Annotated in this window: 16 protein-coding genes, 1 tRNA gene, 1 rRNA gene, 1 other RNA gene and 1 other annotated feature; of the genes, 5 read left to right on the top strand and 14 right to left on the bottom strand. The window is 37.6% G+C overall.

Annotated features, from left to right (window positions below; all coding sequences use genetic code 11):
- Nucleotides 1-333 precede the first annotated feature (333 nt).
- The 7 genes from ACN6NE_RS11150 to tadA all read right to left on the bottom strand — a co-directional run bounded on the left by ACN6NE_RS11150 (nucleotide 334) and on the right by tadA (nucleotide 4,567).
- Nucleotides 334-603 (bottom strand): pro-sigmaK processing inhibitor BofA family protein, encoded by a 270-nt coding sequence (locus tag ACN6NE_RS11150; protein ID WP_013081328.1) that lies wholly within the window; start codon nucleotides 601-603, stop codon nucleotides 334-336.
- Nucleotides 604-719: 116 nt separating this feature from the next.
- A complete protein-coding gene (locus ACN6NE_RS11145; protein ID WP_013054840.1) occupies nucleotides 720-944 on the bottom strand; it encodes a YaaL family protein in 225 nt (74 codons plus the stop codon).
- A 14-nt stretch (nucleotides 945-958) separates the two neighbouring features.
- A complete protein-coding gene (gene recR / locus ACN6NE_RS11140) occupies nucleotides 959-1,555 on the bottom strand; it encodes a recombination mediator RecR (protein ID WP_129705616.1) in 597 nt (198 codons plus the stop codon).
- A gap of 15 nt (nucleotides 1,556-1,570) precedes the next feature.
- On the bottom strand, nucleotides 1,571-1,891 hold the full coding sequence (locus ACN6NE_RS11135; protein WP_013081327.1) for a YbaB/EbfC family nucleoid-associated protein: 321 nt from the start codon (nucleotides 1,889-1,891) through the stop codon (nucleotides 1,571-1,573).
- A 19-nt stretch (nucleotides 1,892-1,910) separates the two neighbouring features.
- Nucleotides 1,911-3,599 (bottom strand): DNA polymerase III subunit gamma/tau, encoded by a 1,689-nt coding sequence (gene dnaX / locus ACN6NE_RS11130; RefSeq protein ID WP_098113936.1) that lies wholly within the window; start codon nucleotides 3,597-3,599, stop codon nucleotides 1,911-1,913.
- Nucleotides 3,600-3,729: 130 nt separating this feature from the next.
- Nucleotides 3,730-3,994, bottom strand: an RNA gene (ffs, locus tag ACN6NE_RS11125) — signal recognition particle sRNA large type.
- A gap of 102 nt (nucleotides 3,995-4,096) precedes the next feature.
- Nucleotides 4,097-4,567 carry a tRNA adenosine(34) deaminase TadA gene (tadA, locus tag ACN6NE_RS11120; protein ID WP_129705613.1) on the bottom strand — a complete coding sequence of 157 codons (471 nt, stop codon included), beginning with the start codon at nucleotides 4,565-4,567 and terminating at the stop codon, nucleotides 4,097-4,099.
- Nucleotides 4,568-4,646: 79 nt separating this feature from the next.
- Here tadA and ACN6NE_RS11115 point away from each other — a divergent pair, with 79 nt between their 5' ends.
- From ACN6NE_RS11115 to ACN6NE_RS11100, 4 genes are all read left to right on the top strand, one after another.
- Complete coding sequence (locus ACN6NE_RS11115) at nucleotides 4,647-5,189, top strand: cysteine hydrolase family protein (protein ID WP_129705611.1); 543 nt, start codon at nucleotides 4,647-4,649, stop codon at nucleotides 5,187-5,189.
- Between the two features lie 56 nt (nucleotides 5,190-5,245).
- The gene (locus tag ACN6NE_RS11110; RefSeq protein ID WP_474325325.1) at nucleotides 5,246-6,547 is read left to right on the top strand and encodes a LysM peptidoglycan-binding domain-containing protein; all 1,302 of its coding nucleotides are present in this window, start codon (nucleotides 5,246-5,248) and stop codon (nucleotides 6,545-6,547) included.
- 143 nt (nucleotides 6,548-6,690) lie between these two features.
- Complete coding sequence (locus tag ACN6NE_RS11105; protein WP_028410386.1) at nucleotides 6,691-7,326, top strand: deoxynucleoside kinase; 636 nt, start codon at nucleotides 6,691-6,693, stop codon at nucleotides 7,324-7,326.
- The gene (locus ACN6NE_RS11100) at nucleotides 7,326-8,006 is read left to right on the top strand and encodes a deoxynucleoside kinase (RefSeq protein ID WP_013054832.1); all 681 of its coding nucleotides are present in this window, start codon (nucleotides 7,326-7,328) and stop codon (nucleotides 8,004-8,006) included. Before ACN6NE_RS11105 ends, ACN6NE_RS11100 begins: the two co-directional genes overlap by 1 nt.
- A gap of 120 nt (nucleotides 8,007-8,126) precedes the next feature.
- Here ACN6NE_RS11100 and ACN6NE_RS11095 read toward each other — a convergent pair.
- The 6 genes from ACN6NE_RS11095 to guaB all read right to left on the bottom strand — a co-directional run bounded on the left by ACN6NE_RS11095 (nucleotide 8,127) and on the right by guaB (nucleotide 14,590).
- A tRNA-Ser gene (locus ACN6NE_RS11095) sits at nucleotides 8,127-8,219 on the bottom strand.
- Between the two features lie 111 nt (nucleotides 8,220-8,330).
- Entirely contained in the window at nucleotides 8,331-9,608 is a 1,278-nt protein-coding gene (gene serS, locus ACN6NE_RS11090) for a serine--tRNA ligase (RefSeq protein ID WP_474325324.1), read from the bottom strand.
- Between the two features lie 52 nt (nucleotides 9,609-9,660).
- Nucleotides 9,661-9,873, bottom strand: a binding site (T-box leader).
- A gap of 57 nt (nucleotides 9,874-9,930) precedes the next feature.
- Nucleotides 9,931-10,518: a pyridoxal 5'-phosphate synthase glutaminase subunit PdxT gene (pdxT, locus tag ACN6NE_RS11085; protein WP_025753569.1), complete on the bottom strand. Its 588-nt coding sequence runs from the start codon at nucleotides 10,516-10,518 to the stop codon at nucleotides 9,931-9,933.
- A gap of 21 nt (nucleotides 10,519-10,539) precedes the next feature.
- On the bottom strand, nucleotides 10,540-11,427 hold the full coding sequence (gene pdxS / locus ACN6NE_RS11080) for a pyridoxal 5'-phosphate synthase lyase subunit PdxS (protein ID WP_013054829.1): 888 nt from the start codon (nucleotides 11,425-11,427) through the stop codon (nucleotides 10,540-10,542).
- 190 nt (nucleotides 11,428-11,617) lie between these two features.
- On the bottom strand, nucleotides 11,618-12,973 hold the full coding sequence (locus ACN6NE_RS11075; RefSeq protein WP_474325323.1) for a serine hydrolase: 1,356 nt from the start codon (nucleotides 12,971-12,973) through the stop codon (nucleotides 11,618-11,620).
- 150 nt (nucleotides 12,974-13,123) lie between these two features.
- Complete coding sequence (guaB, locus tag ACN6NE_RS11070) at nucleotides 13,124-14,590, bottom strand: IMP dehydrogenase (RefSeq protein WP_013054827.1); 1,467 nt, start codon at nucleotides 14,588-14,590, stop codon at nucleotides 13,124-13,126.
- 116 nt (nucleotides 14,591-14,706) lie between these two features.
- Here guaB and ACN6NE_RS11065 point away from each other — a divergent pair, with 116 nt between their 5' ends.
- Nucleotides 14,707-15,672, top strand: coding sequence for a YaaC family protein (locus ACN6NE_RS11065; protein ID WP_474325322.1), 966 nt, complete (start codon nucleotides 14,707-14,709; stop codon nucleotides 15,670-15,672).
- Between the two features lie 26 nt (nucleotides 15,673-15,698).
- Here ACN6NE_RS11065 and rrf read toward each other — a convergent pair.
- Nucleotides 15,699-15,814: ribosomal RNA gene (rrf, locus tag ACN6NE_RS11060) — 5S ribosomal RNA — on the bottom strand.
- Between the last annotated feature and the right edge of the window lie 11 nt (nucleotides 15,815-15,825).

Raw genomic sequence — 15,825 nt, 5'->3', positions numbered from 1 at the left:
CACGCCGCCAGCGTTCATCCTGAGCCAGGATCAAACTCTCCGAAGAAATGTTTGACTTGCTCATTTAAAAAATAAAAATTAACGTTGACGTTTACTATTTCGTTCAGTTTTCAAAGAACTCTTGTCTCAAGGCGACTTTCTTATCTTACCACCTTAAGAATAACTTGTCAACAACTTTTTCATCAAGTTATTTTCGAGTTATTTTTTGTTGTTGTCTTAGCGACGTATATAAATATAACATCTGTTAACTTGTTGGTCAATAACTTTTTCAAAAAAAATAAAAGTTTTCTCGAAAAGATTCCAGAAAACTTTTATTTTGTATATTCCTCCAAATTATAATATGAAATTATTAATAACAAGTAAGGCAGCTATTCCTGGAATACCTAAAATAGCTGAAACAATGGCTGTGGGGAAATTAATAGGAATATGAATACCAAACTGTACGCCAAAGATGTTAATAAAGAAAAGCAGCAGAACGCCAATAATAAGCTTAATCGATAAATTTCCAATGACTCGAAGCATTTTTTCAACACCACCTGTTACTAATAGTAGAATGATTAGTCCTATTAAAAAAGACACAACTACAATGGGATGATTTAGCATGTTGCCTCCTTCTTAAAGCAGATAAGTTATCTTATATGTATGTCCAAGCATTCAAAAAAAGCACTATTTCACGGAGGGAAATCCTTATTTTATAAAGACAACAAAACAGGATGCCTCTATGACATCCTGTTAATTGAAATATTTCGATGCTTGGCTTCTTTTAATAGAAAAAGATACTTCATTTTGGCTAATCGAATATCTACCATTACCTCTTCTGAAGGATCTACACTTCTTTCTACCATTGAAGTTTTGTGACTCCATTCCTGCTTTACTTGCATAAAAGTCTTCACAAATTCATCATCATACTCTTTGCGTAACCAACCTTTTCTTTTAAAAAACATTTGCAAGTACCTCGTTATACTTCTCTTCTACCTTCTAGGGCTTTAGATAATGTTACTTCATCTGCGTACTCAAGATCTCCTCCAACGGGTAACCCATGAGCAATTCTAGTAATTTTAATTCCTGTCGGCTTTAAGAGCCTAGAGATATACATAGCCGTAGCTTCGCCCTCTATATTCGGGTTAGTAGCTAAAATCACTTCTTGAATCTCATCATTTTGAAGTCTTTTTAATAACTCTGGTACTTTGATATCTTCAGGCCCTATTCCTTCCATAGGTGAGATTGCGCCATGCAGGACATGATACAAGCCGTTATATTCTTTCATTTTTTCCATTGCAATGACATCCTTAGGGTCTTGCACGACACACACCACACTTCGCTCTCTACGCTGATCTTGACAAATGTAGCAAGGATCTTGATCTGTGATATGCCCGCAAACTGAACAATAGGTTAAATTTCGCTTCGCATTGACTAATGCTTTTGCAAAATCTAATACTGTATCTTCTTTCATAGATAAAACAAAGAATGCTAAGCGAACAGCTGTTTTTGGACCAATGCCGGGTAACTTCATAAAACTATCTATAAGCTTTGATATTGGTTCTGGATAATGCACGTGGCAACCACCTTATTAAAGTCCTGGAATATTTAAACCTTTTGTAAATTGACCCATTGTATTATTTGTTAAATCGTCCATTTGTTTTAATGCGTCATTTGTTGCTGCTAGTACTAAATCTTGTAGCATTTCAATATCTTCAGGATCTACTACATCCTCTTTAATATTTACATCAATTACTTGTTTCTGACCGTTAACCACAACTGTTACCATTCCGCCGCCAGCTGTACCTTCGACAGTTTTTTCAGCTAACTCTTCCTGCGCTTTTTGCATATCTTTTTGCATTTTTTGCATTTGTTTCATCATTTTTTGCATATTGCCCATGCCTTTCATCATATGAACATTCCTCCTAAATTTACTCTTGAATTTCGATTAGGTCTTCTCCAAATAGCTTTTTCGCTTCTGCAACCACAGGGTCTTCCTCCTGTGGTTGACCTGATGACCCATCACTTTGCTGTCCTTGAAGAAACTCTTCTCTTACTTTATCCCATTCGCTTTCTGGAATTGCAACCATTTCACGCTTGCTGCCAATTAAAGTATATAAGATATTCTCTAAATTATCACGTACATTGTTGTTATTTTCAGAAGCCATTTTGCAATGAATTTCATATTTAAATTTAAGTATAAATGATTGATCTGAAGACGCAACCGGTTCACTGTTAGATAACAACGCTGCATGTGAAGCTTTATTTTGTTGTTTCAATGTGTCTAACACCTGCGCCCAAGATCGCTTAATCGTTTCTAAATTCTGCCGAGTGGCATTTTTTAAAACTTCATTTACCTTCCCAACAGGCGTTTTATACTGACTTCTTGACTGTCTTGTCTGCTTTTTCTCTGTTTGCGCTGCCTGAGCTGTATGATCAACTTGAATGCCTTTTTCTTTTAACTGCTGCAGTTCTGCTTCCATTTGATTCATTTTTTGCAAAATGTCTTGATATGGAAGAGCACCCTCTTGATTTGTAGAACTTTGAGCTAATTTTACTAAAGCTACTTCAAGTAGCACTCGAGGATGATTGCTCCATTTCATCTCTTGCTGAGTTTGGTTCAATTCAGCAATGACTTTATAAATAAAGGCACTATCCATTTTTGAACTGAGTTCTTTAAACTCTTCGTTAACCGCTGCTTTTTCAAGTAAATATGCATTTTCTTCAGAAGCTTGATAAAGCAGAACATCACGATAATAGAAGATAAGGTCCTCTACAAACCTCGCTGGATCTTTTCCGTTTTTGATCAAACTTTCAACAGAGTCTAGCGCTTCTACAATGTTTTCGTTAAAGATAGCTTGGACGATCTTCACAATAAAAGCCTGTGATACTGCTCCTGTTATAGATAGAACATCCTCTAAGCTCACCTTCTCCGTACTATACGAGATGGCTTGGTCTAAAAGACTAAGTGCATCACGCATGCCGCCTTCTGAAGCTTTTGCAATTTCGTAAAGAGCATCCTCGCTTACTTCTAGCTCTTCAGAACCTAATACTTCCTTCATTCGATATACGATATCTTCTGGCGAAATGCGCTTGAAATCAAAGCGCTGACATCTAGAGATAATCGTTAATGGAATTTTATGCGGCTCTGTTGTAGCTAAAATAAAGATAACATGTGCAGGAGGTTCTTCTAACGTTTTTAACAAAGCGTTAAAAGCTCCAATTGAAAGCATATGAACTTCATCAATAATGTACACTTTGTATCGAACAGCACTAGGTGCATATTTTACTTTATCACGGATATCTCGAATTTCATCGACTCCATTATTAGAGGCTGCATCAATTTCAATTACATCAGAAATGGAACCATCAGTAATTCCCCGACAAGTTGCACATTCATTACAGGGTTCAGCAATGGGTGCTTTTTCACAGTTAACGGCTTTCGCTAAAATTTTAGCAGCTGTTGTCTTTCCTGTCCCTCGAGGCCCAGAAAATAAATACGCATGCGAAAATTTCTCTTGGACAAGGGCATTTTGAAGTGTTTTGATAATATGTTGTTGACCGACTACGTCGTTAAAGCTTTGAGGACGGTATACACGGTACAGAGCCTGATATGCCACTACATCCTCTCCTTTTAATATAATTCATTAGTTATCATTATAGCGTATTATAAGGTTTTTTTTCAAAATAGTGAGAGATAAAATAAAAAGCCTACTCCAACAGAGTAGACTAAACTTATGTATATAACTGCCGTGCACCTTCCGTCGATTAGCCACCCCAGGCGTTACTTAAGCAGTTAGCTCGGTTCAGGCGACCCCATGGCACATGAGAGGTTCTGCTTACTGCTGCTTCCTTCCGGACCTGACAGGGTTCACAGATTCCCATTGCATAGGACCCAAACGTCAACACCACTTACTTAAGGCAGGCCCTAAGATGAGCTAACCTCAAGAAGGAATTCGGCCTCGCTAGAGCGGATTGCGAGTACAGGGCACCGCTACCTCCCCGCTTAGCACGGCAAAGTTGAAACCAATAGTTTGGGCATCAAGTTGATGCATTTACAAGTATACGTCTTTTCATTAAAAAATGCAACCGCTATAGAAAACTTACTTTTTTAGCGCTATTTTCCAGCCTTTTTTCGTTGACGCAACTCACGAAAAAAGGTCGTTAAGAGGCTCCCGCATTCTTCTTCTAGCATACCTCCTACTACTTCTGCTTGATGATTAAACTTTTCAAACTCTAATAAGTTTAACAATGTTCCCGCACAGCCACCTTTAGGATCATAAGCGCCAAACACAACTCTTTTTACTCTTGATAATACAATAGCACCTGCACACATCGGACATGGTTCTAAGGTGACATATAACGTAGCGTCTTCCAATCTCCATGTTCCTAGTTTCTTACATGCTTCATCAATTGCTAAAAGTTCCGCATGAGCAACTGATCGCTGTTCTGTTTCTCGTAAGTTATAAGCTGAAGCAATTACCTCATCATTTTGAACAATAACTGCTCCAATGGGAACCTCTAATTTATCTTGAGCTTTTAATGCTTCATCAATTGCCAACCTCATATACTTTTCATCATTTAACACTTTTTATCCAACCTTACATATTATATTTTTTCTGAGTCAAACTATTTACTATGTACATCAGGAAAAGGAGAGACCTTATGTGAAGAACGCTAAAACTGCTTTAATTATTATTGATATGCTAAACGATTTTCAATTTAAAAACGGCAAAATACTTGCTGAAAAATCTTTAACAATTGCTCAAAACATTTCCAAATTAAAACAATATGCCTCGTCTCAACATATCCCTATCATTTATGTCAATGACCACTATAAGCTATGGCAAGCAAACTTAGAAACCATTTTAACACACTGCACAAATGAGATAAGCTCACCCATTCTACATCACATTTCACCACAAAACGCTGATTACTTTTTAATTAAACCAAAGCATTCTATCTTCTATGGGACAGCTTTAAATATTTTGCTATCACAGCTCGATGTGCATACACTTATTTTAACAGGAATTGCGGGAAATATATGCGTGCTTTTTTCAGCCAACGATGCTTATATGCGTGAGTATAACTTAATTGTGCCTGAAGATTGTATTGCTTCAAACGCAGATGAAGACAATACCTTTGCTTTGAGAATGATGCATAACGTATTAAATGCTCGAATTTGCAAACATAACGAGTTGATGAATTAAGTAAAAAGCCTTCTCATATGATGGAAGTAAGTCATATAAAATGGAGGCTTTTTATTATGCAAATTTACACTGTTAAAGCAGGTGACAGTATATATAGTATTGCAAAACAGTTCCGCATTGACGCAGGGAAAATTATAAGAGCAAATGAATTACCTAATCCAAATCAACTCGTCATCGGGCAATCTATGGTTATTCCAATCAACGGTACTTACTACACAGTAAAAGCTGGGGACACTATATGGAAAATAGGAAGAAAATTAGGCGTTAGCTATCAGGCTATTGCCAATGCGAACAATGTTTCAGTTACAGCACCCTTAACACCTGGCCGCCGCATCTTAATTCCCCCTTCCCCAAACAAAAGAAACGGTGAGTTTTTAGGGTATGTTGAAACAAGCAACCGAAAAATCACTCCTCAAACAGAGAAAATGATTAATCAAAATGCAAAATACCTTACTTATCTCGGGCCAGCGAACTTCGAAGTGCAAAAAGACGGTTCTCTAAAGGCACCTCCACTTAACAATTTAAGTTCTATTGCTAAAGAAAATGACGTCATTTTCTTAATGGTATTGGCTAATATTGAAAACGGTGCATTCAGTGACGAAGTCGGCCGAGCAATTTTAAATAATAAAGATGTTCAAGATACGCTCTTAAATAATATTGTAAAAACAGCGAAAGAACAAAATTTCAGAGACATTCATTTTGACTTCGAATTTTTGCGTCCCGCAGATAAAGAAGCCTATATTGCATTTTTACAGAAAGCAAAAAAGCGTCTTCAAGATGAGCAACTTCTTATGTCTGTCGCTTTAGCTCCGAAGACAAGTCGAGATCAAAAAGGCAAATGGTATGAAGCACATGATTATAAAGCCATTGGAGAGATTGCTAACTTCGTTGTTCCGATGACATATGAATGGGGATATAGCGGTGGGCCTCCTATGGCCGTCTCTCCTATTGGTCCCGTACGTGATGTTTTAGAATATGCAGTATCTGAAATACCTAGTTCAAAAATTATCATGGGTCAAAACCTATACGGTTACGATTGGACACTTCCTTACAAACCAGGAGGAGAATATGCCAAAGCCATTAGTCCTCAACGAGCTATTGAGTTGGCAGCTCGCTATAAAGTAGCTATTCAATACGACAATAAAGCACAAGCTCCTTTCTTCCGGTATAAAGATGAACAGCAGCGTACCCACGAAGTATGGTTTGAAGACGCTAGGTCTATTCAGGCAAAGTTTGATTTAATCAAAGAATTAAAACTTAGAGGAATGGCCTACTGGAAACTAGGCTTAGATTTCCCGCAAAACTGGCTCTTGATTGAAGACAACTTCAAAATTACAAAAAGAGTGGCACAGCCATAAATAGGGAAAGCTTACTGTTAACAGTAGGCTTTTTGTTATTCTTCTTACTGAAAGAAATTTCTTTTCCCCTTATTCTCCTTCTCTATGTTAAAATATTTTTTGTCTGTTTTTTTTGAACGAGTGGTCATGAAGGAGGCAAATGAATGCAAGGCACACCTTTTATTTCAGTAGAAGGACCCATCGGTGTCGGAAAAACCTCTCTAGCTAAAGAGATTGCACAAGCATTTCAATTCGAAATTTTAAAAGAAATCGTAGATGAAAATCCATTTCTCGGGAAATTTTATGAAAATATCAACGAGTGGAGTTTTCAAACCGAAATGTTTTTTCTATGTAATCGATATAAGCAGTTGGAGGATATTCAAAAAGGGTTCTTATCTTATAAAAAACCTGTTGTAGCAGATTATCATATTATGAAAAATATGATTTTTGCTGAGCAAACGTTAAAAGATGAACAGTATAAAAAATATGTACAAATCTTCCACATCTTAACGGCTGATATGCCAGCTCCGAACATTATTATTTATTTAAATGCCAGTTTAGATACCTTGTTAAAGCGTATTAAAATGCGCGGAAGAGAAATTGAACGAAACATCGATCCTCACTACCTTGCAAGGCTAAGTGATGATTATGAAAAGGCTATGACGGCGTTTGAACAAAATAACCCTGATGTAACCATTTTACGTTATGACGGTGATGAAATAGATTTTGTACAAAATAAACAACACTTAAATAGAATCTTATCAGAGGTTCAAGAGAGTATGTTAAAAAGGAGTATGTAATGGTAAACTTACGATCGAAATACAACATTCCTAATGATGCTGTGTTGACGATAGCGGGTACAGTTGGAGTTGGGAAATCTACAATGACTCAATCATTGGCTGATGCTCTCCAATTTCGCACATCGTTTGAAAAAGTAGATTCCAACCCTTACCTGGACAAATTTTATGGGGATTTTGAACGTTGGAGCTTTCACCTACAAGTATACTTTCTAGCGGAACGCTTTAAAGAACAAAAGAAAATTTTCGAGTATGGCGGCGGCTTCATTCAAGACAGATCCATTTACGAAGATACCGGTATCTTTGCTAAGATGCATTTTGAAAAAGGAACGATGTCTAAAGTAGACTATGAAACATATACAAGCTTGTTCGATGCAATGGTTATGACTCCATATTTCCCTCATCCGGACCTGCTCATTTATTTGGAAGGCAGCTTCGAAGATATTGTAGATCGCATTCAAGAAAGAGGGCGACCAATGGAACAACAAACGCCTCTTGATTATTGGAAAGAGATGCACGCCCGATACGAAGACTGGATTAATAACTTTACGGCTTGCCCTATTCTTCGTTTAGATATTAGAGAATACGACCTTATCAAGGATCCTGATTCAATTGAATCAATTGTTGAAAAAGTGGCTCGCTTTTTACAACATAATGAAAAGCTAAAACGTCGTCATCTATAAAAAAATGCCGCTTTAATAGATAAAGCGGCATTTTTAACAAATAAAAAACCGTTACTTATAAGTAACGGTTTTCCAATCTCCAATTTATCGCGCTATGTTAATTGCATTATAAGTCAAATATGGCGGAGGAAGAGGGATTCGAACCCCCGCGGGCTTTAACACCCCTGTCGGTTTTCAAGACCGATCCCTTCAGCCGGACTTGGGTATTCCTCCGTATCGACAAGTATTAATTTATCATATACAAATAATGAAGTCAACTCTTTTATTGATTTTTTTAAAAAAGATGTTCATTAAGAATTAATTCTTAATGAACATCTTTTACTTTTATTTAGAAATAAATTCTTTATTTCCCATATATGGACGCAGCACTTCTGGAATTTGAATTGATCCATCTTCCTGCTGGTAGTTTTCTAAAATTGCAGCTACCGTACGGCCAATCGCTAAGCCAGAACCGTTTAGTGTATGAACATGCTCTGGTTTTGCTTTTGTATCACGGCGGAAGCGAATATTAGCACGACGAGCTTGGAAGCTTTCAAAGTTTGAACAAGAAGAAATTTCACGATACGTTTCATAACTTGGAATCCAAACTTCAATATCATACTTTTTGGCTGCTGTGAAACCTAGGTCAGCTGTACACATGCTTAGAACTCGGTAAGGTAAACCTAATAGTTGAAGAACCTTTTCAGCATGGCCCGTTAATTTTTCTAATTCATCATAAGAATCTTCTGGCTTAACAAAGCGAACAAGTTCTACTTTATTAAATTGATGCTGACGAATAAGACCACGTGTATCTCTTCCTGCAGAGCCTGCTTCTGAGCGGAAGCAAGCACTATACGCTGTATAAGCAATTGGAAGCTGATCTCCGCTTAAGATTTCATCACGGTGTAAATTTGTAACTGGTACTTCAGCTGTAGGAATTAAGAAATAATCTTCTTCTTTAATCTTGAATGCATCTTCTTCAAATTTAGGAAGCTGCCCTGTTCCTGTCATGCTTGTACGATTTACCATATATGGAGGAAGAATTTCTTCATAACCATGCTCATCCATATGTAAATCCATCATAAAGTTAATAAGAGCGCGTTCTAACCTTGCACCTAACCCTTTATAAAATACAAAGCGGCTTCCCGTTACTTTCGAAGCTCTTTCAAAATCTAAAATATTTAAATCTGTTCCTAAATCCCAATGCGGTTTTGGTTCAAAATCAAATTGTTTAATTTCTCCCCATTTGCGAACTTCTACGTTATCATCTTCAGTTTCACCTACAGGCGTACTTTCATGTGGAACGTTAGGAATTGAAAGCAGCAATAGTTCTAATTCTTCTTCAACGCTGCGAAGCTCTTCATCCAATTGCTTTACGCGGTCTCCTACTTCACGCATTTCAATGATTAAATGATCAGCATCTTGTTTTTCACGCTTCAATTGTGCAATTTGCTGTGATACTTCATTTCGCTTGCTTTTTAACTCTTCTGTTTGAGCAATTAGCTCACGGCGTTTTGCATCTAACTCTTCAAAGCGACCTAAGTCCGTTAAGTCCTCACCACGAAACTTGAGCTTTTCTTTTACTTCTTTAAAATTAGCACGTAAAAATTTTAAATCTAACATACTTAGTACCTCCTTTAGTATAAAAGGGCAAAATAAAAACTCTCATCCCCATGAAAGGGACGAGAGTTTACCCGCGTTGCCACCCTAATTGAAAGCTAAAATAAGCCTTCCTCTTAAACCAGATAACGGATGAACCGAAACTGCCTACTACTTTTTCGACAGCTTACTCCAGGACGGATTCATAAGAATTGATTATCGATTCACACCAGCCATCGACTCTCTTGAAATCAAAAATCTTATTACTATTTCCTATCAACGCTTTATACCAATATCATTTTTATTAATCATAATGTACTACAAGTCTTTACAAGATGCAATTCATTTATACAGGTTTTTTTGAAGCTTCTTCAACCATTGCTACAAAATACTGCGCCATGCGAGCATCATCTGTTAATTCCGGATGAAACGAACATCCCAAGAATTGACCTTGTCTTGCTGCCACAATTCGATCATTATGCATTGCTAAGACTTCAACGTTTTCTCCTACTTCTACAATATGCGGAGCACGGATAAATACGCCTATAAAATCTTCACCGATATCTTTAATATTTAGGGCAGCTTCAAAGCTATCCCGTTGACGTCCAAACGAGTTTCGAGCTACCGTAATATCCATAACACCTAAATGAGGCTCTTCACGGTCCACGACTTGTCCTGCGAGTAAAATTAAACCCGCACACGTACCAAACACCGGTTTACCTGCTTGTGCAAACTGGCGAAGAGGTTCCATAAAATCATACTTGTCGATCAGACGACGCATTGCTGTGCTTTCACCGCCCGGTAGGATTAAACCATCTACTTCGTCTAGCTGTTCAACTTTTTTAATGATAATGGCTTCGGCGCCTGCTGCTTCTAATGCTTGTGCATGCTCGCGAAAGGCACCTTGTAACCCTAACACGCCTACTTTTACCATTTTGTCAAAACTCCCTTTAAATTACCATCCACGCTCTTGCATGCGGTTTTCTGGTAATAATGATGAAATTTCAATCCCTTTCATTGCACTTCCTAATCCTTTTGACAAGTTTGCAATCAGTTCATAGTCTTGATAATGTGTTGTTGCTTCCACGATTGCACGTGCAAACTTTTCAGGGTTGTCTGATTTGAAGATTCCTGATCCAACGAACACGCCGTCCGCTCCAAGTTGCATCATTAACGCTGCGTCTGCTGGTGTTGCTACACCGCCTGCTGCAAAGTTTACAACCGGTAAGCGGCCTTCACGTTTAATTTGCAGTAATAACTCATAAGGTGCGCCTAATAGTTTTGCTTCTGTCATTAACTCATCTTCGTCCATGCCCACAACTTTACGTACTTGAGCGTTTACTTGACGCATATGACGCACTGCTTCCACAATGTTTCCTGTCCCTGGTTCGCCCTTTGTACGAAGCATTGCAGCTCCTTCAGCAATACGACGAGATGCTTCGCCAAGATCACGGCAACCGCACACAAATGGAACCGTAAATGTATTTTTATTTAAATGAAACTCCTCATCAGCTGGAGTCAACACTTCACTTTCATCGATGTAGTCTACACCCATCGCTTCTAGCACGCGTGCTTCAACAATATGGCCAATACGAGCTTTTGCCATAACTGGAATGGACACAGCATTCATCACTTCTTCAACAATTGTTGGGTCTGCCATACGAGACACGCCGCCTGCTGCACGGATATCAGCTGGGACACGCTCTAATGCCATAACGGCAACAGCGCCTGCTGCTTCTGCAATTTTTGCTTGCTCTGCATTGATAACGTCCATGATGACGCCACCTTTTTGCATTTCCGCCATTCCTCGTTTTACACGATCAGTACCTGTAATGTTATTCATGTTTGTCTTCCTCCTGTATCAAGTGTTTCACAATAATTTTTAGTGTATATACAAAATTCAAAACTTAGTGTCTATTCTACCGCATTTTTCGGAAAATTCCTATCTAATTTATAGATTATATACAAACAAATCTAAAAATAAAAAGAAGAGATACTCTCTTGTAGTATCTCTTCTTTCTCTTGAGTTATCATTAAAACCAGTTATTCACTGTATTTGCAGCATTCATCCAAATATCGCTGAAGAAGTTGCCAATACTGCGGATAGCCAGAGAGAACCATCCAGCCTTTTCAACAGATTCGTTTGTCACAACCGGCGTCATGCTATCTGTAGTTTGACCTCCTACATAGCCTAGATCTTTGAGATTGCTGTTTGTTGCACTCACATAAGCAACTGTTTCTCCTTTTTTAATAGGAGCAACAACTTTTTGATCGTTCATAACTTTATCGTTTAACTTAAAGTTGATTTTAGTACGATCTTTTTGACCTTTTTCGGTAATAATCTTTACCGAATTCTTTGGAGAAACGGAAGCTTCTTTTGATTTTCCTTTAGCAACATCAATTGTTTCATGCCCTTTAATCTCGCCGTTAGCAGGCACTACTTCTTTTAACTGAAAATGACTAAAAGCATAATCCAATATCTTTTTCGTTTGGGAAAAACGAGCAGCTTCCGTAGACTTGCCGTTTTCCTTGGCATTCATTACAACTGTTATGTATCTTACCCCGTTACGCTCTGCCGTCCCAGTGAAACATTGACCTGCAAAATCTGTATGACCAGTTTTTAAGCCGTCTACGCCGCTGTAGGCAGCTGAAAAACCTGGAAGCATCTTATTCCAATTGTTCATTTTTGTTTCGCCTTGTTGCCCTTGTCTAAACATCTTAGAAGGAGTTTTAGCTACTTCTAAAGATTCTGGATAATCATGAATTAAATGATAAGCAAGGGTAGCAACTGCCCGAGCCGATAGAAGGTTCTCATCTTCTTCCTTCGTTCCTTTTGGATACATTCCTTTTAGCAAAGAATTAGAAAGACCTGTAGAATTGACAAATTTTGATTCACCCATATTTAATCTTTTTGCCGTTTCATTCATTAACTTAATAAAACCTTCTTCAGAATCACTGACAGCTTCAGCTAAAGCAATTGCAGCTCCATTAGCTGAATAAATAGCCATGGCATCATATAATTCTTTCACCGTGTATTTTTGGTTTTCAATTAACGGTACATTTGATAATCCATAATCCTGAGAAATTTTAGCTGCATATTTACTAACTGGCACACGTTGATCCCAAGATAATTTCTTATCTTTTATGGATTCTAATACTAAGTATTCCGTCATCATTTTTGTCATGCTTGCAATACCTAATAAAGCATCCGTATTTTTCCCGTATAATACTTTCCCCGTACTTGCCTCTACTAAGATCGCTGCATCTGCTTCAACGCCAATATCATCTGTTTTAGGAGCAGCTGATGCTTGTGTAGAGACAAAAAATACGCTGGCCATTAACATAACAGCAATGACACAAATTAATCGTTTCTGTACTGCGTTTCTCACTCTATACCCTCCAAACGTAAACTCACATAAATGTAATTTTATCATACTAAAATTTAAAAAAATAGATAAAGAAGTACTGTTACATTCATGATCAATGACATAAAAAACACGTTTCCCTAATAGGGAAACGTGTTTTTTAAACATTCATGATTATCTCATAGAATAGTTAGGAGATTCTTTTGTGATTTGTACATCATGTGGGTGGCTTTCTCTTAAACCTGCTCCAGTCATACGAATGAATTGTGCCTGTTCACGTAACGCTTCTAAGTTAGCTGAACCACAGTAACCCATTCCTGCGCGTAAACCGCCAATCATTTGATATAAAGTATCTGCTACAGGTCCTTTGTAAGGCAAACGGCCTTCGATACCTTCTGGAACTAATTTTTTATTATCTTCTTGGAAGTATCGATCTTTACTTCCTTTTTCCATAGCTCCTACAGAACCCATTCCACGGTACACTTTAAAGCGTCTACCTTGGTAGATTTCTGTTTCTCCAGGACTTTCTGTTGTTCCTGCTAGAAGGCTTCCTAGCATTACTGTATGTCCACCAGCTGCAAGTGCTTTTACAATATCTCCAGAGTATTTAATACCGCCATCTGCGATAATAGCTACACCGTGCTTACGAGCTTCAGTTGCACAGTCATATACTGCTGTAATTTGTGGAACACCTACACCAGCTACAACACGAGTTGTACAAATTGAACCAGGTCCAATTCCTACTTTTACTACGTTTGCTCCCGCTTCAATTAATGCTTTTGTACCTTCAGCAGTTGCTACATTACCAGCAATAATATTTAACTCTGGATATGCCTCGCGAATGCTGCGTACCGTATCTAAAACGCCTTGTGAATGTCCATGCGCTGTATCAATAACGATAACATCAACACCAGCTTGTACTAATTTTTCGATACGAACGTTTGAATCAGCTGTTACGCCAACAGCTGCTCCAACTAACAATCGACCTTGTTGATCTTTAGCTGCATTTGGAAACTCAATTACTTTTTCAATGTCTTTAATTGTGATAAGACCTTTTAATACGCCATTGTCATCTACAAGAGGTAACTTTTCAATTTTGTATTGCTGTAGAATTTTCTCTGCTTCTTCTAAAGTCGTTCCTACTGGAGCAGTAACTAATTCTTCTTTTGTCATTACATCAGCAATTTGCATTGAATAATCTTGGATGAAACGCAAGTCGCGGTTTGTAAGGATTCCAACTAGTTTTTGTTCTTCTTCATTGTTGACAATCGGCACACCTGAGATACGATATTTGCCCATTAAATGTTCAGCAGCAAATACTTGGTTTTCAGGAGTTAAAAAGAAAGGATCCGTGATAACACCACTTTCAGAACGTTTTACTTTATCAACTTGTTCTGCTTGCTGTTCAATCGACATGTTTTTGTGAATGATACCTAAACCACCTTGTCTAGCCATCGCAATAGCCATTTCAGCTTCTGTAACTGTATCCATTCCTGCACTGATGAACGGCACCTTTAATTTTAATGTTTTTGTTAGTTCAACACTCATATCAACGTCTTTAGGTAGTACCTCAGATTTTGCTGGCACCAGTAAAACGTCATCAAATGTTAAGCCTTCTTTAGAAAATTTGCTTTCCCACATTATAGAATCCTCCTTTAAACGACAGAATATTATTAGTAGATTAACAAGCAGATATGTACCTGTCAATAACTTCACTAGATATCAGATAATTCTAATAAAAAGAAAAGGTGATTTAGTTGCATAAATTTAATGATGTTTGGACGTCCTACAATTTATTTTTCTCTGTTCCTTTTGTACAAGAGTTTTTAAAAAAGCGCTATCAAAAATTGAATTATAGCGATGCAGAGCAACATAGCTTTAAAAACAGTTACCCCTTTATTTATTATTTGGAACACAGTAAAAATTATTATCAAGTTGCGGCACAATCTCCCGTATCAGTACAACCAGTTTTATTATTTTATGGAATGTCACAGCTGTTAAAAGCCTGTTTGTTAACACAAAACCCAGTATATCCAGAAAATACGGCGGTGTTAGCACATGGAGTATCAACACGAAAAAGAAAAAAACAAAGTTATGATTTTTTAGATGATGAAGTTAAGATCCAAAAAAGCGGTTTATTTTCACAAGTAGGAGAAGAATTGTTTCATGTGAAACAACTGGAAGGTAGTAAATATACAATGAATTACCTGTTGTCGTGCGTACCTGAATTAGATACATTATTTTCAAATTTGGGTACTAGGTCATTGTCCCATTTAACAACTATTGGATCGCTTCCAGCTACCTCTCTGCCTATTCCTGAACAAGTTACACGTTGTTATCATATGAATCATGAAAGGCTCTACTCTTTTTTAAAAGAGCGTTCCCGCCTTTCATTGTCTCTGTCAGAAGATCAGGTATGTATTCTTGACCCTTCAAGCTGTTTATATAATTGTTCACCTTTTATGTACAATTTCCAAGATAACACGCTACATGCACCGTTGGAAAAAGATAGCTGCTTATATTTCCCTGAGATGTTGGCACATTACTTATTACTTTATAATTTAAGTATGATTTCACGTTATGAAACAGAGTGGTGGTATGAATTATTGCATACATACTCTTCGAAAGATTACCCATTTATCTTGAGATTCCTTGAAGTTACGGCTCAAAAGATTCCTTACTTAATTTCTTGTTACTTAAATGAACATACAAAAAAAGACTAGCTAAAATAGCTAGTCTTTTTTCAAGGGCCTGGCAACGTCCTACTCTCACAGGGACAAAGTCCCAACTACCATTGGCGCTAAAGAGCTTAACTTCCGTGTTCGGTATGGGAACGGGTGTGACCTCTTCGCTATCGCCACCAGACAAGAGATTGC

This window comes from Priestia sp. 53B2, assembly GCF_056099005.1.
This window is presented reverse-complemented; position numbering and strand designations above follow the sequence as displayed.